The sequence below is a fragment of the Streptomyces sp. NRRL B-24085 genome, assembly GCF_001282115.1.
Lineage (GTDB): Bacteria > Actinomycetota > Actinomycetes > Streptomycetales > Streptomycetaceae > Streptomyces.
In genome coordinates, this window is record NZ_LJBR01000223.1 from 1 (window position 1) to 20093 (window position 20093).

General features: G+C 70.7%; 15 protein-coding genes. 10 read left to right on the forward strand and 5 right to left on the reverse strand.

The genetic code is table 11. The annotated features are described in order from the left end of the window. Nucleotides 1-37 precede the first annotated feature (37 nt). The gene (locus AOJ26_RS23795) at nt 38-2287 is read left to right on the forward strand and encodes an ATP-dependent RecD-like DNA helicase (RefSeq protein WP_053850385.1); all 2250 of its coding nucleotides are present in this window, start codon (nt 38-40) and stop codon (nt 2285-2287) included. 231 nt (nt 2288-2518) lie between these two features. Next, on the forward strand, nt 2519-3808 hold the full coding sequence (locus AOJ26_RS23800) for a citrate synthase (protein ID WP_053850386.1): 1290 nt from the start codon (nt 2519-2521) through the stop codon (nt 3806-3808). Nucleotides 3809-4449: 641 nt separating this feature from the next. On the opposite strand, the gene AOJ26_RS23805 is transcribed toward AOJ26_RS23800, so the two are convergent. Next, nucleotides 4450-6663 (reverse strand): heavy metal translocating P-type ATPase, encoded by a 2214-nt coding sequence (locus AOJ26_RS23805; protein ID WP_053850387.1) that lies wholly within the window; start codon nt 6661-6663, stop codon nt 4450-4452. Between the two features lie 78 nt (nt 6664-6741). Continuing rightward, nucleotides 6742-6981, reverse strand: a complete 240-nt coding sequence (locus AOJ26_RS23810) for a heavy-metal-associated domain-containing protein (protein WP_031037814.1) — start codon at nt 6979-6981, stop codon at nt 6742-6744. Between the two features lie 150 nt (nt 6982-7131). Between AOJ26_RS23810 and AOJ26_RS23815 the strand changes: the two genes are divergently transcribed. Continuing rightward, entirely contained in the window at nt 7132-8208 is a 1077-nt protein-coding gene (locus AOJ26_RS23815; RefSeq protein WP_053850388.1) for a zinc-dependent alcohol dehydrogenase family protein, read from the forward strand. Here the strand turns inward: AOJ26_RS23815 and AOJ26_RS23820 are convergent. The 3 genes from AOJ26_RS23820 to AOJ26_RS23830 all read right to left on the reverse strand — a co-directional run bounded on the left by AOJ26_RS23820 (nt 8156) and on the right by AOJ26_RS23830 (nt 10224). Further along, nucleotides 8156-8722: a GNAT family N-acetyltransferase gene (locus AOJ26_RS23820; protein ID WP_053850389.1), complete on the reverse strand. Its 567-nt coding sequence runs from the start codon at nt 8720-8722 to the stop codon at nt 8156-8158. The genes AOJ26_RS23815 and AOJ26_RS23820 overlap by 53 nt on opposite strands. 88 nt (nt 8723-8810) lie before the next feature. Further along, nucleotides 8811-9011: a helix-turn-helix transcriptional regulator gene (locus AOJ26_RS23825; RefSeq protein ID WP_020116516.1), complete on the reverse strand. Its 201-nt coding sequence runs from the start codon at nt 9009-9011 to the stop codon at nt 8811-8813. A gap of 295 nt (nt 9012-9306) precedes the next feature. Next, nucleotides 9307-10224: a sugar phosphate isomerase/epimerase family protein gene (locus AOJ26_RS23830; RefSeq protein ID WP_053850397.1), complete on the reverse strand. Its 918-nt coding sequence runs from the start codon at nt 10222-10224 to the stop codon at nt 9307-9309. Between the two features lie 131 nt (nt 10225-10355). Between AOJ26_RS23830 and iolC the strand changes: the two genes are divergently transcribed. The 7 genes from iolC to AOJ26_RS23865 form a co-directional block, all read left to right on the forward strand. Beyond that, entirely contained in the window at nt 10356-11306 is a 951-nt protein-coding gene (iolC, locus tag AOJ26_RS23835) for a 5-dehydro-2-deoxygluconokinase (RefSeq protein ID WP_053850390.1), read from the forward strand. Next, nucleotides 11303-12184, forward strand: coding sequence for a Cgl0159 family (beta/alpha)8-fold protein (locus AOJ26_RS23840; RefSeq protein WP_053850391.1), 882 nt, complete (start codon nt 11303-11305; stop codon nt 12182-12184). Before iolC ends, AOJ26_RS23840 begins: the two co-directional genes overlap by 4 nt. A 10-nt stretch (nt 12185-12194) precedes the next feature. Beyond that, complete coding sequence (gene iolB, locus AOJ26_RS23845) at nt 12195-13010, forward strand: 5-deoxy-glucuronate isomerase (RefSeq protein WP_053850392.1); 816 nt, start codon at nt 12195-12197, stop codon at nt 13008-13010. Next, nucleotides 13007-14887: a 3D-(3,5/4)-trihydroxycyclohexane-1,2-dione acylhydrolase (decyclizing) gene (gene iolD, locus AOJ26_RS23850; RefSeq protein ID WP_053850393.1), complete on the forward strand. Its 1881-nt coding sequence runs from the start codon at nt 13007-13009 to the stop codon at nt 14885-14887. The genes iolB and iolD overlap by 4 nt, the downstream gene beginning before the upstream one ends. Before the next feature lie 14 nt (nt 14888-14901). Continuing rightward, nucleotides 14902-16404, forward strand: a complete 1503-nt coding sequence (gene mmsA, locus AOJ26_RS23855) for a CoA-acylating methylmalonate-semialdehyde dehydrogenase (RefSeq protein WP_053850394.1) — start codon at nt 14902-14904, stop codon at nt 16402-16404. A gap of 198 nt (nt 16405-16602) precedes the next feature. Continuing rightward, the gene (locus AOJ26_RS23860; protein WP_053850395.1) at nt 16603-17994 is read left to right on the forward strand and encodes an APC family permease; all 1392 of its coding nucleotides are present in this window, start codon (nt 16603-16605) and stop codon (nt 17992-17994) included. A 219-nt stretch (nt 17995-18213) separates the two neighbouring features. Beyond that, nucleotides 18214-20093, forward strand: a 1880-nt coding sequence (locus AOJ26_RS23865) for a CocE/NonD family hydrolase (RefSeq protein WP_053850396.1), incomplete at its 3' end; no start/stop codon positions are given.

The window sequence follows — 20093 nt, forward strand, 5'->3', positions numbered from 1 at the left end:
CCCCTGGGCTGTCACTGCCGGGCGGTACCGTCGGGGCATGTCCAATCAGGCGGGGGCCTCCACGGGTGAACGACGGCTGGCCGTGCTCGAAGGCGTGCTGGAGCGCATCACGTATGCCAACGAGGACAACGGCTACACGGTCGCCCGCGTCGACACCGGCAGAGGCGGCGGCGACCTCCTCACCGTCGTCGGCGCGCTGCTCGGTGCCCAGGTGGGCGAGTCCCTGCGGATGGAGGGGCGTTGGGGCTCCCACCCGCAGTACGGCAAGCAGTTCACCGTCGAGAACTACACGACCGTCCTGCCGGCCACCGTCCAGGGCATCCGGCGCTATCTCGGCTCAGGGCTCGTCAAGGGCATCGGCCCCGTCTTCGCCGACCGCATCACCCAGCACTTCGGCACGGACACCCTGAGGATCATCGAGGAGGAGCCGAAGCGGCTCATCGAGGTCCCCGGCCTCGGCCCCAAGCGCACCAGGAAGATCGCCGACGCCTGGGAGGAGCAGAAGGCGATCAAGGAGGTGATGCTCTTCCTCCAGACCGTCGAGGTGTCCACCTCCATCGCCGTGCGCATCTACAAGAAGTACGGCGACGCCTCGATCTCCGTCGTGAAGAACCAGCCCTACCGGCTCGCCGCCGACGTCTGGGGCATCGGCTTCCTCACCGCCGACAAGATCGCCCAGTCCGTCGGCATCCCGCACGACAGCCCGGAGCGCGTCAAGGCGGGCCTCCAGTACGCCCTTTCGCAGTCCACCGACCAGGGGCACTGCTACCTCCCGGAGGAACAGCTGATCGCCGACGCGGTCAAGCTCCTCCAGGTCGACACCGGTCTGGTCATCGAGTGCCTCGCCGAACTCGCCCTGCCGGACGAGGAGTCGGGCGAACCCGGGGTCGTCCGGGAGAAGCTCCCGGGCCCCGACGGCCATGAGGTCACCGCCGTCTACCTGGTGCCCTTCCACCGGGCTGAACTCTCCCTCGCCGCCCAGCTGTTGCGTCTCCTGCGCACCGACCAGGACCGGATGCCCGCCTTCCGTGACGTGGCCTGGGACAAGGCGCTGGGCTGGCTGAAGTCCCGTACGGGCACCGACCTCGCCCCCGAGCAGGAGGCCGCCGTCAGGCTTGCGCTCACCAAGAAGGTCGCCGTCCTCACCGGCGGCCCCGGCTGCGGCAAGTCCTTCACCGTGCGCTCGATCGTGGAGCTGGCCCGCGCCAAGAAGGCCAAGGTCGTCCTCGCCGCCCCGACCGGCCGTGCCGCCAAGCGTCTGGCCGAGCTCACCGGCGCCGACGCCTCCACCGTGCACCGCCTCCTGGAGCTGAAGCCCGGCGGAGACGCGGCCTACGACAAGGACCGCCCCCTCGACGCCGACCTGGTGGTGGTCGACGAGGCCTCCATGCTGGACCTGCTGCTCGCCAACAAGCTGGTGAAGGCCGTACCCCCGGGCGCGCACCTGCTGTTCGTCGGGGACGTCGACCAACTGCCCAGCGTCGGCGCCGGAGAGGTCCTGCGCGACCTCCTCGCCGACGGCGGCCCGGTCCCCGCGGTACGCCTCACCCGGGTCTTCCGCCAGGCCCAGCAGTCCGGTGTGGTCACCAACGCGCACCGGATCAACGCCGGGCAGCACCCCGTCACCGACGGCATGAAGGACTTCTTCCTCTTCGTCGAGGACGACACCGAGGAGGTCGGCCGGCTCGCCGTGGACGTGGCGGCCCGTCGGATTCCGGCCAAGTTCGGTCTCGACCCGCGCCGGGACGTCCAGGTGCTCGCGCCCATGCACCGCGGCCCCGCCGGCGCGGGCACGCTCAACGGCCTGCTCCAGCAGGCCATCACCCCCGGCCGCCCCGACCTCGCCGAGAAGCGGTTCGGCGGCCGGGTCTTCCGGGTCGGCGACAAGGTCACCCAGATTCGCAACAATTACGAGAAGGGCACCAACGGTGTCTTCAACGGCACCGTGGGCGTGGTCACCTCGCTCGACCCGGTCGACCAGCGCCTGACCGTGCTGACGGACGAGGACGAGGAGGTGCCGTACGAGTTCGACGAGCTGGACGAACTGGCCCACGCGTACGCGGTGACCATCCACCGTTCCCAGGGCAGCGAGTATCCGGCCGTGGTGATCCCGGTCACCACCAGCGCCTGGATGATGCTCCAGCGGAACCTGCTGTACACGGCGGTCACCCGGGCGAGGAAACTGGTCGTCCTCGTCGGTTCGCGCAAGGCGATCGGTCAGGCGGTGCGCACGGTCTCGGCGGGACGGCGCTGCACGGCGCTGGACCACCGGCTCTCGGCCCTGTGACGGGCGTCAATCGTGAGACAACACAAAAAATGATCGATCAAATGAGTCACGTGGGTCACAGAGCCCTTCCGGAAGCGGGTGGGGAGGGGCAGGATGAGCAAGTTGGCGGCACTCAGTGCCGCTGATACGCCCAACGGCCGACCCCGAGTGCACTCTCCTGCGCCAAATGGGGGATGGTAGAGACAGTCAGGGCAACCTCGAAGAAGAGGCACAACGTCGGTGAGGGATGACGTGAGCGACAACTCTGTAGTAGTGCGGTACGGCGATGGCGAGTACACCTACCCGGTGATCGACAGCACCGTCGGCGACAAGGGCTTCGACATCGGGAAGCTCCGCGCCCAGACCGGTCTGGTCACCCTGGACAGCGGCTACGGCAACACCGCCGCCTATAAATCCGCCATCACCTACCTCGACGGTGAGGCCGGCATCCTCCGGTACCGCGGCTACCCGATCGAGCAGCTGGCCGAGCGCTCCACGTTCCTGGAGGTCGCCTACCTCCTGATCAACGGTGAGCTTCCGACCGTCGACGAGCTCTCGGTGTTCAAGAACGACATCACGCAGCACACCCTGCTGCACGAGGACGTCAAGAACTTCTACCGTGGCTTCCCGCGCGACGCCCACCCGATGGCCATGCTGTCCTCGGTCGTCTCCGCGCTGTCCACGTTCTACCAGGACAGCCACAACCCCTTCGACGAGAAGCAGCGCAACCTCTCGACGATCCGCCTGCTCGCCAAGCTGCCGACGATCGCGGCGTACGCCTACAAGAAGTCGATCGGTCACCCGTTCGTCTACCCGCGCAACGACCTCGGCTACGTCGAGAACTTCCTGCGCATGACCTTCTCGGTGCCCGCGCAGGAGTACGACCTCGACCCGGTCGTGGTCTCCGCCCTGGACAAGCTGCTCATCCTGCACGCCGACCACGAGCAGAACTGTTCGACCTCGACGGTCCGCCTCGTCGGCTCGTCGCAGGCGAACATGTTCGCGTCGATCTCGGCCGGCATCAACGCCCTGTGGGGCCCGCTGCACGGCGGCGCCAACCAGTCCGTGCTGGAGATGCTGGAGGGCATCCAGGCCTCCGGCGGTGACGTCGACTCCTTCATCCGCAAGGTGAAGAACAAGGAGGACGGCGTCCGGCTGATGGGCTTCGGCCACCGGGTCTACAAGAACTTCGACCCGCGCGCGAAGATCATCAAGGCGGCGGCGCACGACGTCCTCTCGGCCCTCGGCAAGTCCGACGAGCTGCTGGACATCGCCCTCAAGCTGGAGGAGCACGCGCTCTCCGACGACTACTTCGTCTCGCGCAGCCTCTACCCGAACGTCGACTTCTACACGGGCCTGATCTACCGCGCCATGGGCTTCCCGACCGAGATGTTCACGGTCCTGTTCGCCCTCGGCCGCCTCCCGGGCTGGATCGCCCAGTGGCACGAGATGATCAAGGAGCCGGGCTCCCGCATCGGCCGCCCGCGCCAGATCTACACGGGTGTGGTGGAGCGCGACTTCATCCCGGTCGAGCAGCGCTGACGGACGCCGGTGCCGGGGCTGACCTGTCTTTTCAGGGGCGCGGGGAACTGCGCGACCAGCCCCCACCGGCCGTGAGCCGGGAGATGACCGGAAGCTCCACGAACCCCCCGGCTGAATCCGCAAAGCGAAAGGCGCCCTGGCGACGGTCCCCCCACGGGCCGGCGTCCAGGGCGCCTTCCCATGTCCCGGTGCGGATTCCCCCCACGGGATCCGGCCGGGCGTCTGAGAGACCAGCGCCTGAATCGCTGTCTTTCCGGTACTGCTGTTTGAGCAGAACGAGCAGAACTCGTCGTACTACTCCAGTGTGCGGTCTGCCGGGACAGCGCACGGTCGGGAGGGCCGCTCAAAGCTTCCCTAAGTGCGTGCCCCGGCAACGCAGCTCCGAGGAAGTCCCCCAAGACATCCTCAGACGTCAGTCAACGCCCCCCAAGACGCTGCCTGACATCGCCAACTTAGACCTTCGAACCCCTTCGATGGTTACGTTCGCATCACTGTGATCTGCGTCTCTTGCAAATGTCCGTTAGATACGCAAGAGCCCGGATACGGTGAACGGGACCCCAGCGTAAGGACGATGCGCGAGTCTTGTGAAGAGCTTATGTGAGCGTGGCTCCGGACTCCAGAGGGGGTCCGTCAAAGGATCCTCAACGGAAAGCGCGCAGCCGCAGGCTGTTGGTCACCACGAACACCGAGGAGAACGCCATCGCCGCCCCGGCGATCATCGGGTTCAGCAGCCCGGCCGCGGCCAGCGGCAGCGCGGCCACGTTGTAGCCGAAGGCCCACACGAGATTGCCCTTGATCGTGGACAGGGTGCGCCGGGAGAGCCGGATCGCGTCCGCGGCCACCCGCAGATCACCGCGCACCAGCGTCAGGTCCCCGGCCTCGATCGCCGCGTCGGTCCCGGTCCCCATGGAGAGCCCCAGGTCGGCGGCGGCGAGCGCGGCCGCGTCGTTGACGCCGTCGCCGACCATCGCGACGGCCCGGCCCTCGCCCTGAAGCCGCCGTACGGCCTCGACCTTGTCCTCGGGCAGCACCTCGGCGATCACCTCGTCGATCCCGACGGCCCGCGCCACCGCCTCGGCCACCGTCCGGTTGTCCCCGGTCAGCAGCACCGGCGTCAGCCCCAGCGCCCGCAGTGACCGCACCGCCTCGGCGCTGGTCTCCTTGACCGCGTCGGCGACGGCCAGGACTCCGCGGGCCACGCCGTCCCACCCCACGACGACAGCCGTACGACCGCCCCGCTCGGCCTCCTCCTTCGCGCGGGCAAGCTCGGCGGGCAGCACGTCGAAGAGCCGCCCCACGGCCACCTCGCGGCCCTCCACGCGCCCGCGTACGCCCTTGCCGGGTACGTTCTCGAACTCCTCGACCGCCGGCAGCGGTCCGGTCTGCTCCTCGGCGCCCACGGCGACCGCCCGGGCGACCGGGTGCTCGGAGGCGTGCTCCAGGGCGCCCGCGAGCCGCAGCACCTGCTTCTCGTCGGCGTCCTGTGCGACGTGGACCTCTTGAAGCGTCATGCGGCCGGTGGTGACCGTGCCGGTCTTGTCCAGGACGACGGTGTCGGCGCGCCGCGTGGACTCCAGGACCTCCGGGCCCTTGATGAGGATGCCGAGCTGGGCGCCGCGCCCGGTGCCGACCATGAGCGCGGTCGGGGTGGCCAGACCCAGCGCGCACGGGCAGGCGATGATCAGCACGGCGACGGCCGCGGTGAACGCGGCGACGGTGTCCCCGGTGGCGCCGAGCCAGGCCCCGAAGGTGGCCACGGCGATGCCGATGACGACCGGCACGAAGACCGCGGCGACCCGGTCGGCCAGCCGCTGCACCTGGGCCTTGCCGTTCTGCGCGTCCTCGACGAGCCTCGCCGTCCGCGCGAGCCGGGTGTCGGCCCCGACCCGGGTCGCCGCCACGACGATCCGCCCGCCGGCGTTGACGGTCGCCCCGGTGACGGCGTCCCCGACCCCGACGTCCACCGGGACCGACTCGCCGGTCAGCATGGAGGCGTCCACGGCCGAGGAGCCCTCGACGACGGTGCCGTCGGTCGCGATCTTCTCGCCGGGCCGTACGACGAACCGGTCCCCGACGGCCAGCCGCTCCGCCGGGATCCGCACCTCGCGCCCGTCCCGCAGGACGGCGACGTCCTTGGCCCCGAGCTCCATCAGCGCCCTGAGGGCCGCCCTCGCATGCCGTTTGGCGCGGGCCTCCAGGTAGCGGCCGAGCAGGATGAAGGCGGTGACCCCCGAGGCCACCTCGAGATAGATCGTCGAGGCGCCGTCCATGCCGCCGACGGTGAGCTCGAACCGCTCCCGCATGCCCGGCATGCCCGCGTCGCCGAAGAACAGCGCCCACAGGGACCAGCCGAACGCGGCGAGGGTGCCGACCGAGACCAGCGTGTCCATGGTGGCCGCGCCGTGCCGGGTGTTCGTCCAGGCGGCCCTGTGGAACGGCCACGCGCCCCAGACGACGACGGGCGAGGCGAGGGTCAGGGCGAGCCACTGCCAGTTGTCGAACTGGAGGGCGGGGGCCATGGAGAGCGCGACAACCGGGACGGCGAGCGCGACGGAGACGAGGAGCCGCTGCCGCAGGGCCGCGAGCTCGGGGTCCGTGTCCTCGGGCTCCGGTGCCGGGGGCGCCGGCTCCTGTGCCGTGTAACCCGTCTTGACGACGGTCGCTATCAGATCGGAGATCTCGACGCCCGCGGGGTAGACGACCTTCGCCTTCTCGGTCGCGTAGTTGACCGTGGCGGTGACGCCGTCCATCCGGTTGAGCTTCTTCTCGACCCGGGCGGCACAGGAGGCGCAGGTCATCCCGCCGATGACGAGTTCGACCTCGGACACGGGCGCTGTCGGGGCCGTGGTGGACATGTTCCCTACTCCGGAAAACGGTTCAGCCACGGCAGGGCGTCGCTCGCCGACACCCTGCCGTGGCACTTCTTCGGCCGCTCAGGCCTTGCCGACGAGCTCGAAACCGGCCTCGTCCACGGCGGCCCGCACGGCTTCCTCGTCCAGCGGCTCCGCCGACACGACCGTGACCTCGCCGGTGGAGGCGACCGCCTTCACCGAGCTGACCCCCGCGATCTCGGAGATCTCGCCGGAAACGGAACCCTCACAGTGCCCGCAGCTCATCCCGCTCACCTTGTAGACGGCGGTGACGGAACCCGGGGTATCGGTCTGGGCGGTCATGTCGTTCTCCTCGTGGAGGCGTGTGGGGTTGTTGCGTCACAGCCTATACCCCTAGGGGGTATTTCTCCAAGAGTCGTGGGCCGGGTGGCGGCGGCGGACCGGTGACCAGTCACGATGGACCGGCAGGCACACACGGCGAGGGAGACGCGGATGCGAGCGGTTGTCTTCGAACACTACGGCGAGCCCGCACAGGTGCGGGACGTCCCCGAGCCCCGCCCGGCGGACCACGGAGCGGTCGTCCGGGTGGAGGCCACGGGTCTGTGCAGGAGCGACTGGCACGGCTGGCGGGGCCACGACCCCGACATCGCCCTCCCGCACGTGCCCGGCCACGAACTCGCGGGCGTGGTGGAGGCGGTCGGCCCCCGGGTGCGCGACTGGCGTCCCGGTGACCGGGTCACCGTCCCCTTCGTCTGCGCCTGCGGCACCTGTGCGGCCTGCGCGAGCGGCGACCACCAGATCTGCGAGCGCCAGACCCAGCCCGGCTTCACCCACTGGGGCTCGTTCGCCCAGTACGTGGCGCTGGACCACGCCGACGTGAACCTCGTGGCCGTACCCCCGGACATGACCTTCGCCACCGCCGCCTCCCTCGGCTGCCGTTTCGCCACGGCGTTCAGGGCGGTCGTGCAGCAGGGGCGGGCCGCCGCGGGGGAGTGGGTCGCGGTGCACGGCTGCGGCGGGGTCGGCCTGTCCGCGGTGATGATCGCGGCGGCCTCGGGGGCCCGCGTGGTCGCCGTGGACGTGTCTCCCGGGGCGCTGGCCCTCGCGAAGGAGTTCGGCGCGTCGGAGTGCGTGGACGCGAACGGCACCCGGGACACCGCGGCGGCGGTCCGTGAGCTGACCGGCGGCGGGGCCCATGTGTCCCTGGACGCCCTGGGATCGCCGGCCACCTGCGCGGCCTCCGTCGAGTCGCTGCGCCGGCGCGGGCGGCACGTCCAGGTGGGTCTGCTGCCCTCGGCGGACGGTACGACCCCCGTGCCCATGGCCCGCGCGATCGCCCTGGAGCTCGCGCTCCTCGGCAGCCACGGCATGGCCGCCCACACCTACCCGCCGATGCTGGAGCTGGTCGGGGCGGGCGTGCTGCGACCGGATCTGCTGGTCACCTCCACGATCCCGCTGGACGCGGCACCGGCCGCCCTCGCGGCGATGGGCACGGCCCCCGGAGCGGGGGTGACGGTCATCGAGCCGTGGGGTCGAGGGCGGCCCACTCGCGGTCGAGGATGCCCATGACCACCCAGTCCACCCACTCGCCGTCCCGCAGGTCGGACTCCCGCCGCACTCCCTCGACCGTGAACCCGGCCTTCTCGTAGACCCGCAGGGCGCGGGCGTTGTGGCGGTAGACCTCCAGTTCGACGCGGTGCAGGCCGAGCCGCTCGAAGCCGTGGCCGACGATGAGGCGGGTGGCCTCGGTGCCGATCCCGCGTCCGCGCCCCCGGGGGCCGATGAGGGTGCGGAACGTGCAGCTCCGGGCCTGGGCGTCCCACTCGTGGAGGACGACCTCGCCGACCAGTTCGCCGGTGGCGCGGTCGGTGACGGCGAGGTCGAGGCGGTCGGTCTGCGCGGACCGGGAGCCGTACCAGGACCGCAGCCGCTCCAGGGTGAGCTCGCCGGCGGGGGTTCCGGTGAGGCGGACGACCTCGGGGTCCTCGATGATCTCCGCCATGACCTCGGCGTCGGCCTCGGTGAACGGTCGCAGCACGGTCCGCTCGCCGGTGAGCACGGGTTTCACGGAGAAGTCGCTCATGGGCCGACTGTGTCAGACACCGTCCCCTGCCGGCCCGCGATTTTCGGCTCGGCGGGACGGGCTGGCGCTTTCCCCCTCCGGCGCCGCCCTAGTCCTCCCTCCGGCCCCGGTTCCCCGGCCGGGACGCGACCCACGCCCGCACGGTGTCCGCGTACCAGAAGGGCTTGCCGCCCTCGACGTGGTCGGGCGGCGGCAGCAGTCCGTGCTTGCGGTACGACCGCACGGTGTCCGGCTGCACACGGATGTGCGCCGCGATCTCCTTGTACGACCAGAGCCTTCGGTCGGTCATGTGGTGCACCTCCCCGCGCGCACCGCGGCGGCGGCCGGGAACGGCCGTCGGGGGTACCGGGCGCTGCGCTGGCGATCACAAAGCCTGTGCCCGGTGAACGACCCGCGGTGACCCGCGGTCAGGGTCTGTGCGCGGGGTGTGACGGGGAGTCCGCGTACACGCGACATGTGTGACACGGAAGGGGACTTCGTGACAGAGGTGACGCAAAGGCGTACGCGGGCGTGCGGGCGCGGCGCGTTGACATCGAAGGCCACCGGCCTCCGCGACCCACCCCCACGCGCCCGCAGCCGGACGGCTACGCCCCGCAGGACCGCAGGAACGCCCGGGTCCGCCGGGCGATCGGCAGCGGCTTGTCCGGCTCGCACGGGTACATGTCCTGCTCGACGATCGCGAACAGGTCCACGTCCAGCTTCTGCGCCGCCTCCAGCACCGGACCGAGCTCCGGCACCCCGGACGGCGGCTCGCACATCACGCCCTGCGCCACGGCCGGCCCGAACGGCGTCCCCTTGGCCCGCACGTCCGCCAGGATCTCCGGGTCCACCTGCTTGAGGTGCAGGTAACCGATCCGCGAGCCGTAGGTCTCGATCAGCTTGACGCTGTCGCCGCCGCAGTAGGCGTAGTGGCCGGTGTCCAGGCACAGCGACACCAGGGAGGAGTCGGTCGCGTCCAGGAAGCGGACCACGTTCTCCTCGCTGTCGATGTGGGTGTCGGCATGCGGGTGGACGACGATCTGCAGGCCGTACTCGTCGCGCACCCGCTGCCCCAGCCGCTCGGTCAGCGAGCTGAGGTTGCGCCACTGCTCGGGCGTGAGCGTGTCGGACTCCAGCACCTCGCCCGTCTTGTCGTCCCGCCAGAACGACGGGATCACGACCAGGTGCCCGGCCCCCATTGCCTGGGCGAGCACCGCGTTGTCCGCGACATGCGCCCAGGTCTTGTCCCACACGGCCTCGCCGTGGTGCAGGCCGGTGAAGACGGTCCCGGCCGACACCTTCAGGCCACGCCGGGTGACCTCCTCGGTGAGGACCGCGGGATCGGTCGGCAGGTACCCGTACGGCCCCAGCTCGATCCACTCGTAGCCGGAGTCCGCGACCTCGTCGAGGAAGCGCTGCCAGGGGACCTGCTGGGGGTCGTCGGGGAACCACACGCCCCAGGAGTCCGGAGCCGAGCCGATCCGGATGCGGGACAGTGAGGGCTGAGGTGCGGGCGCTGTCATGCCGGTCAGCTTCGGTTCACGCAGCAAGCGCTGTCAAGGTCTCGTCCGAATGTCTGGACAAAACATTGACAGGGCTCCTCGTACGGGGCTACAAACGCCGGGAGAGCCGACGCAGGTACGAAGGGAAGCCGATGGCGTACGACCTGATCACCATGGGGCGGATCGGTGTGGACCTGTATCCACTCCAGACCGGTGTCCCGCTGCCGCAGGTGACGTCCTTCGGCAAGTTCCTCGGGGGGTCGGCGACGAACGTCGCGGTCGCCGCCGCACGCCTGGGACGGCGGACCGCGGTGATCACCCGCACCGGGGACGACCCCTTCGGCACCTATCTGCACGAGGCCCTCCAGGGCTTCGGCGTCGACGACCGCTGGGTCACCCCGGTCCCGGGACTGCCGACCCCCGTCACCTTCTGCGAGGTCTTCCCGCCGGACGACTTCCCGCTCTACTTCTACCGACAGCCCAAGGCCCCCGACCTGGAGATCGACGCCCACGAGCTGGACCTCGACGCGATCCGCGAGGCGAGCGTCTTCTGGGTCACCGGCACCGGCCTGAGCGAGGAGCCCAGCCGTACCGCGACGCTGGCGGCCCTCGCCCACCGGGCCAAGGCGGGCACCACCGTCTTCGACCTGGACTGGCGCCCGATGTTCTGGAAGGACCCCGAGTCCGCCCGCCCCTTCTACGAGGAGGCCCTGCGCCACACCACGGTCGCCGTCGGCAACCTCGACGAGGTCGAGGTCGCGACCGGGGTGCGCGAGCCCCGGAAGGCGGCCCGGGCGCTGCTGGACGCCGGTGTCGAGCTGGCGGTCGTCAAACAGGGCCCCAAGGGAGTCCTCGCCGTCGACAGCAAGGGCGACGAAGCGGAGGTCCCGCCCCTGCCCGTGAACGTCCTCAACGGCCTCGGCGCCGGTGACGCCTTCGGCGGCTCCCTGTGCCACGGCCTCCTCGCCGGCTGGGACCTGGAGAAGATCATGCGGCACGCCAACGCGGCCGGCGCCATCGTCGCCTCCCGCCTGGAGTGCAGCTCCGCGATGCCCACGGTCGGCGAGATCGAGGACGCGGTCGCGGCGGGAGCGGTCAAGTGAGCGTCGACATCACCGAACTCGTGCGGCTGCGCGCCGAACGCCCCGAGGCGATCGCCGAGGCGGCGGCCCGCCGTACCCGCAGGCCGTTGCTGAACGACAGCGGCCGGCTGATGATCGTCGCCGCCGACCACCCCGCCCGGGGCGCGCTCGGCGTCGGCGGCAACCGCATGGCCATGGCCAACCGCGCCGACCTGCTGGAGCGCCTGGTCCTCGCGCTGTCCCGCCCCGGCGTGGACGGCGTCCTCGCGACCGCCGACATCCTGGACGACCTGCTCCTCCTCGGTGCCCTGGACGGCAAGGTCGTCATGGGCTCCATGAACCGCGGCGGCCTCCAGGGCGCCAGCTTCGAACTCGACGACCGCTTCACCGGCCACCGCCCCGAGGACATCGAGCGGCTCGGCTTCGACGCGGGCAAGCTGCTCCTGCGCATCGACTACGCCGACCCGGGCTCCCTGACCACCATGGAGTCCACGGCCCGCGCCATCGACGACATGGCCGCCCGCCGACTGCCCGTCTTCGTCGAGCCGTTCCTCAGCGGCCGCACCACCGAGGGCAAGGTCAGGAACGACCTGTCCGCCGAGGCCGTCACCAAGTCGATCGCCATCGCCTCGGGCCTGGGCGGCAGTTCGGCCTACACCTGGCTCAAGGTCCCGGTCTGCGACAACCCCGACGACATGGGCGAGGTCATGGCCGCCTCCACACTGCCCGCCGTACTGCTGGGCGGCGAGGTCGGCGACGACCAGGACGGCGCGTACGAGAAATGGCGCGGCGCCCTGCAACTGCCCACCGTGCGCGGCCTGGTGGTCGGCCGCTCCCTGCTGTACCCGGCGGACGGCGACGTGGCCGCCGCCGTGGACACCGCCGTAGGACTGCTGTGAGGGCCGCCGCATGACACACAACGAGCTGTACGTCCCCAGGGGCGGAACCGCCAACGCCCAGTACGCGGTGGACATCGACCCCAAGCGGGCCGGCTGGACCCACAGCAGCCTGCGGATCGTCGAGCTGGCACCGGGTGGCACGCACACCTTCACCTCCGGTGACAGCGAGTGGATCGTGCTTCCGCTGGCAGGCGGCTGTACCGTCCGCACAGGTACCGAAGAGTTCCAACTCCTGGGCCGGGAGAGCGTGTTCGCCGGAGTCTCGGACTTCGCGTACGTGCCCCGGGACGCCCAGGCATCGATCGCCTCCGGCGCGGGAGGCCGCTTCGCCCTGGCAGGAGCGAAGTGCGAGCGACGACTCCCCGCCCGCTACGGCCCCGCGCCGGAGGTCCCCGTCGAAGAGCGCGGCAGCGGCACGCAGTTGCGGCACGTGCGCAACTTCGCCTCCGCCGACGCCTTCGACTGCGACAAGCTCATCGCCGTCGAGGTCGTCACCCCCGGCGGCAACTGGTCCTCGTACCCCCCGCACAAGCACGACGAGCACCGGCCGGGCGTGGAAGCCGAGCTGGAGGAGATCTACTACTTCGAGATCGACGGCCCGAACGGTTTCGGCTATCAGCGCGTATCTCCCTCCCGTGAGGGCGGTTCCGACGTCCTCGCCGAGGTCCGCTCCGGCGACGCCGTCCTCGTCCCCGACGGATGGCACGGCCCGTCCGTCGCCCAGCCCGGCCACGACATGTACTACCTGAACGTCATGGCGGGGCCGGGTGAGACGCGGGAGTGGCGGATCTGCTTCCACCCGGACCACACGGAGGGGTACCGATGACCACCCGCCTGACCGTCGCGCAAGCGCTGGTCCGCTTCCTGGCCGCCCAGTACACCGAACGCGACGGCGTACGGCAGCGGTTGATCTCCGCGACCTGGGGCATCTTCGGCCACGGCAATGTCGCCGGGCTCGGCCAGGCGCTGGTCGAGTACGGCGACGAGATGCCCTTCCACCAGGGCCGCAACGAGCAGTCCATGGTGCACGCGGCCGTCGGCTACGCGCGTCAGTCCAACCGCCTGTCCACGCACGCGGTGACGACCTCGATCGGCCCGGGCGCCACCAACCTGGTGACCGGCGCCGCACTCGCCACGATCAACCACCTCCCGGTCCTGCTCCTGCCGGGAGACATCTTCGCCACCCGCGTCGCCGACCCGGTACTCCAGCAGTTGGAGGTCCCGTACGCCGGTGACCTGTCGGTCAACGACTGTCTGCGCCCGGTCTCGAAGTACTTCGACCGCGTCACCCGGCCCGAAGCCCTGATCCCGGCCGCACTCCAGGCCATGCGCGTCCTCACCGACCCGGTCGAGACCGGCGCCGTGACCCTCGCCCTCCCGCAGGACGTCCAGGCCGAGGCCCACGACTGGCCGGACGAGTTCTTCGCCGAGCGCACCTGGACCGTACGGCGTCCGGGCGCCGACCCCGTCGAGCTGGCCGAGGCCATCAGCGTGATCAGGTCGGCTCAGCGGCCCCTGGTCATAGCCGGCGGCGGAGTCCACCACAGCCGCGCCGAGGAGGCCCTCGCCGAGTTCGCGAGCGCCACCGGCATCCCGGTCGCCTCCACCCAGGCCGGCAAGGGCTCCCTGCGCCACGACCACCCCCAGGACGTCGGCGGCGTCGGCCACACCGGCACCGCGACCGCCAACGAACTGGCCCGCCAGGCCGACCTGGTGATCGGCGTCGGCACCCGGTACACCGACTTCACCACGGCGTCCGGCACCCTCTTCGCGGGCGACGGCGTCCGCTTCCTCAACCTCAACATCGCGCCCTACGACGGCCACAAGCTCGCCGGGATGCCGCTGGTCGCGGACGCCCGCAGCGGCCTGACGGAGCTCACCGAGGCACTCCAGCTGCACGCCCACCGCGTCACGGGCGGGTACGTCGACGAGTACACCCTGGACAAGGAGCGCTGGGAGCAGCGCGTCGACGCCTGCTACGAGGCCGACGAGCCCGACATCAGGCCGACCCAGCCGCAGGTCCTGGGCGCCCTGGACGCGCTCGTCGACGAGTCCGACGTAATCATCAACGCGGCCGGTTCCCTCCCCGGCGACCTGCACAAACTGTGGCGGGCCCGGTCGAGGGACCAGTACCACCTGGAGTACGGCTACTCCTGCATGGGCTACGAGATCCCGGCCGCGATCGGTGTGAAGATGGCCGCTCCCGACCGCAACGTCTGGGCGCTGGTCGGCGACGGCACGTACCTGATGATGCCGACGGAGATCGTCACGGCCGTGCAGGAGGGCATCGCGATCAAGATGCTCCTCATCCAGAACCACGGCTACGCCTCCATCGGCGGCCTGTCCGAGACGGTCGGCGGCGAGCGCTTCGGCACGGCGTACCGCCACCGTTCGCCTTCCGACGGTTCCTACACGGGCGCCCCGCTGCCCGTGGACCTGGCCGCCAACGCGGCCAGCCTCGGTATGCGCGTGCTGCGCGCGAAGACCGTACGAGACCTCCGCGCCGCACTCGAACAGGCGCGGGCCGCCGACACTCCCACATGTGTCTACGTCGAGACCGAAACGGCAGACACAGTGTCGGGCGCGCCTCCGGCGCAGGCCTGGTGGGATGTTCCTGTGGCCGAGACCGCGACGCGCGCGTCCGCGATCAAGGCCCGTGAGCTGTACGAACGGCACGTCTCTACCCGACGCCGCCATCTGTGAAGGAGTACTCGGTCATGACGAAGATCGTCAACCACTGGATCGGCGGCAAGACCGTCGAAGGCGCGTCGGGGAACTACGGGCCGGTCACCGACCCGGCGACCGGCGCGGTCACCACGAAGGTCGCGTTCGCCTCGGTCGACGAGGTCGACGCCGCCGTGGCCGCCGCGAAGGACGCGTTCCAGACCTGGGGCACCTCCTCGCTCGCCAAGCGCACCAGCATCCTGTTCCGCTTCCGGGCCCTGCTGGAGGCGAACCGGGACGCGATCGCCGAGCTGATCACCGCCGAGCACGGCAAGGTGCACTCGGACGCGCTCGGCGAGGTCGCGCGCGGCCTGGAGATCGTGGACCTGGCGTGCGGCATCACCGTGCAGCTCAAGGGCGAGCTGTCCACCGAGGTCGCCAGCCGGGTGGACGTCTCCTCCATCCGCCAGCCGCTCGGTGTCGTCGCCGGCATCACCCCGTTCAACTTCCCGGCCATGGTGCCGATGTGGATGTTCCCGATCGCCATCGCGACCGGCAACACCTTCGTCCTCAAGCCCTCCGAGAAGGACCCCTCGGCCTCCGTCAAGATCGCCGAGCTGCTCGCCGAGGCCGGTCTGCCCGACGGCGTCTTCAACGTCGTCCAGGGCGACAAGGTGGCCGTCGACCGCCTCCTGGAGCACCCGGACGTCAAGGCCGTCTCCTTCGTCGGCTCGACCCCGATCGCCCGCTACATCCACACCACCGCCTCCGCCAACGGCAAGCGCGTGCAGGCCCTGGGCGGCGCCAAGAACCACATGCTGGTCCTGCCCGACGCCGACCTGGACGCGGCCGCGGACGCCGCCGTCTCCGCCGCCTACGGCTCCGCGGGCGAGCGCTGCATGGCCATCTCCGCGGTCGTCGCGGTCGGCGCCATCGGCGACACCCTCGTCGAGAAGATCCGCGAGCGCGCCGAGAAGATCAAGATCGGTCCCGGCAATGACCCGGCCTCCGAGATGGGCCCGCTCATCACGAAGGTGCACCGCGACAAGGTCGCCTCCTACGTCGAGGGCGCCGCCGCCGAGGGCTGCGAGGTCGTCCTGGACGGCACCGGTCACACCGTGGAGGGCTTCGAGGACGGCCACTGGATCGGCATCTCCCTGCTCGACAAGGTGCCCACCACCGCCAAGGCCTACCAGGACGAGATCTTCGGCCCGGTCCTGACCGTGCTGCGCGTCGACACCTACGAGGAGGGCCTGGCGCTGATCAACGCCTCCCCCTTCGGCAACGGCACCGCGATCTTCACCCGGGACGGCGGCGCCGCCCGCCGCTTCCAGCTGGAGGTCGAGGCCGGCATGGTCGGCGTGAACGTCCCGATCCCGGTCCCCGTCGGCTACCACTCCTTCGGTGGCTGGAAGGACTCGCTCTTCGGCGACCACCACATCTACGGCAACGACGGCACGCACTTCTACACCCGCGGCAAGGTCGTCACCACCCGCTGGCCCGACCCGGCCGACGCCCCGGCGGGCGTGGACCTGGGCTTCCCGCGCAACCACTGAGCACCCCCGACGGGGCCGTCCGCATGGCGGACGGCCCCGTTTTTTTGCGCGCACGCGCTGCGGTTCCCGTACTCCCCAAATCGCGGATTTCTTCACGGCAAACTGTTGAATTCGCCATCCCAGCCGGTTCTTCACTGCGGATTTCGCAGCAAGTCATCTATTGACGGGTCGGTTTTCGTCGGGGTTCCATGCAGCACCATGACCGACACCCTCCGCCCTGCCGACAACGCCGTCCCAGAGGCGCTGGAGCACGGCCACGCCAAGCTCAACCGTTCCATCGGCGTGGTCGGCGGCACCCTCCTGACGCTGTCCTGCGTGACCCCGGCCTCCACCCTCTTCGTGGTCGTCCCCGACCTCTTCGGCTCGCTCGGCACCGCCACCGCCCTGACCATCGCCATCGGCTCCCTGCTCTGCATCGCCGTGGCGTTCTGCTACTCGGAGCTGGGCACCCTCATCCCCAGCGCGGGCGGCGAGTACGCGATGGTCTCGACGCTTGCGGGACGACTGGCGGGCTGGCTCGTCTTCGTGCTCTCCCTCCTGGTCGTCATGATCGTCCCGCCGGTGATCGCGATGGGCACGGCGGACTACCTGGCCCCCGTGATCCACCTGGACCCCTCCCTGGCGGGCGCCGGAGTCATGCTCCTGGCCACGCTCGCCGGCCTCCTCGACCTGCGCGCCAACGCCTGGATCACCGGCGTCTTCCTGGTCCTTGAGGTGATCGCGGCCGCGGTCGTGGCGCTCCTGGGCTTCACCCACGCCGAACGCGGCCCGAGCAGCCTGGTGTCGATGCAGGTGGCGGGCGCGAACGGCGGCACGGACACGGTGACGGCCATGCTGGTGGTCTCCGGCCTGGCGATCGCCCTCTTCGTCACCCAGGGCTTCTCGACGGCCGTCTACCTCTCCGAGGAGCTGGAGAACCCGCGCCGCAACGTGGCCCGCACGGTCCTGGCCACCCTCGCCATCTCCACCGTGATCATCCTGGTCCCGGTGGCCGCGATCACCATGGGCGCCCCTGACCTGACCGCGCTCACCGGCGGCGACATCAGCACCATGGTCACCGCCTGGTCCACCTCCGCGGTCGGCACCTTCGTCAGCCTGTGCGTCGCCCTCGCGATCATCAACGCCGGCATCGTCATGGTCATCCAGAACTCCCGGGTCCTGTTCGCCTCGGCGAGGGACAAGGCCTGGCCGGCCCCGGTGAACACGGTCTTCGCCAAGCTCGGCCGCTTCGGCAGCCCCTGGGTCGCCACCCTCGCGGTCGGCATCCCGGGCGCGGCCCTGTGCTTCGTCAACCTGGACACGCTGTACGGCGTCACGGGCGTCTCGGTGACGGGCATGTACCTCCTGGTGGCGATCGCGGCCCTGCTCTCCCGCCGCACCCACCACAAGCACACCCCGGCCTGGCGCATGCCCCTGTGGCCCGCGATGCCGGTCCTCCTGATAGCGGTCCTGACGTACATCCTGACCCAGCAGGAGACGGAGTACCTGCTGTGGACGGGGGGCATCACGGCAGCCGCGACCCTGTACTGGGCGCTGTACCTCCGCCCCCGAAGGGAAACAAGGTGGCTCGTATCGATTCCGAGCGAGTAGACCCACCCAGGGGCGCGGGGCTGTATCGATGTGCGGCTCCGCCGCGTGGGCGCGACAGGCCACGACGAAACCCGCACCCGGCATCCGAACGGCTGAGACCGAGCTCGTAGCCGTACCGCACCCGCTGTACACGACGAACCCCCATCCACCCCCAGGATGGCCCGCAGTTCAGCCCCCGGTCGATAAGTGACCGACAGTTTCAGCCCGTACCGTTGACACATGGATCTTCGACGCCTCCGGAGGCCGCGGTGGATCGCCGCCGCGGCCTCCGTCGTCGTGCTCGCCGCCGCCGGGACCTGGACGGCCGCCGCCTCCGACGACCCACCCCCGGTGCACCGCGCGGACCAGATCATGGCGATCGACGGCGTCCGCATCGACACCTCGTACTTCACGACGAACGGCACCGACAGGCGCCCCGCGGTCCTCCTCGGCCACGGCTTCGGCGGCAGCAAGGCCGACGTACGGGAACAGGCCGAGGATCTCGCCAGAGACGGCTACGCCGTCCTGACCTGGTCGGCGAGAGGCTTCGGCCGGTCGACGGGCAAGGTCGGCCTCAACGACCCCGACGCCGAGGTCAAGGACGTCAGCAAGCTGATCGACTGGCTGGCGAGGCAGCCCCGGGTCCAGCTCGACAAGCAGGGCGACCCCAGGGTCGGCGTGGCGGGCGCGAGCTACGGCGGCGCGATCTCCCTCCTCGCCGCCGGTCACGACCGGCGCGTGGACGCCATCGCCCCGTCGATCACGTACTGGAACCTCGCGGACGCCCTCTTCCCGAACGGCGTCTTCAAGAAGCTGTGGGCCGGCATCTTCGTCAACTCCGCGGGCGGCTGCACGAAGTTCGAGCCGCAGATCTGCGCGATGTACCAGCGGGTCGCCCAGTCCGGCGTCCCGGACGCGCAGGCCGTGAAGATGCTGGAGGAGCGCTCCCCGTCGGCCGTCGCCCAGGACATCAAGGTCCCCACACTCCTCGTGCAGGGCCAGACGGACTCCCTGTTCCCCCTCGGTCAGGCCGACCAGGCCGCGAAGGCGATCCGCGCCAACGGCGCCCCCGTGGACGTCGACTGGATCGCGGGCGGCCATGACGGCGGCGACCTGGAGACGAGCCGGGTCCGGGACCGTGTGGCCGACTGGTTCGACCGCTACCTCAAGGACGAGAAGTCCGCCGACACCGGCCCCGCCTTCCGCGTCACCCGCACCCTCGGCACCGACACCGGCGACGGCGAGACCCGCCTGACCGGCGTCACCGCCGGCACCTACCCCGGCCTGGCGGGCGACGAGCACAGGATCGCCCTGACCGGCCGCGCACAGGACTTCACCAACCCGGCCGGCGCCAGCCCGCCCGCCGTCTCGGCCCTCCCCGGCCTCGGCGCCGGCGGCCTCTCCCAGCTCTCCTCCCTCGGCGTCGGCGTCTCCCTCGACTTCCCGGGCCAGTACGCCGCCTTCGAGTCGGCCCCGGTCGAGGACGACCTCCGGATCACCGGCTCGCCCACGGTCACCGTCCACGTGAAGTCGACGACCGACGACGCCGTCCTCTTCGCCAAGCTCTACGACGTGGGCGGGAGGGGACAGCAGACGCTGCCCTCCCAACTCGTCGAGCCGATCAGGGTCGAGGGCGCGAAGGCCGGCAAGGACGTCACCATCACCCTCCCGGCGATCGACCACGAGATCGACGACGACCACCGACTGCGCCTGGTCCTCGCCTCCACCGACCTCGGCTACGCCTCCCCGGCCGCTCCGGCGACGTACACCGTCTCCCTGAAGGGCGAGCTGCACGTCCCCGAGCCCCTCGGCGAGAAGAACACCCAGGCCCCCCTGCCCGCCTGGGTGTGGTGGCTGCCGCTGGCCGGCGCGGTGCTCGCCCTGGTCCTCGTGGTGACCGGCCGCCGCCGTACGACGGCCCCCGCGGCCCCCGAACCGGAGCTGACCGAAGTCCCCCTCCAGATAACCGACCTGAGCAAGCGGTACGCCAGGTCGGCGGACCGGTACGCGGTCCGCGACCTCTCCTTCCGCGTCGAGAAGGGCCAGGTCCTCGGCCTGCTCGGGCCGAACGGCGCGGGCAAGACGACCACCCTGCGCATGCTGATGGGCCTGATCAGGCC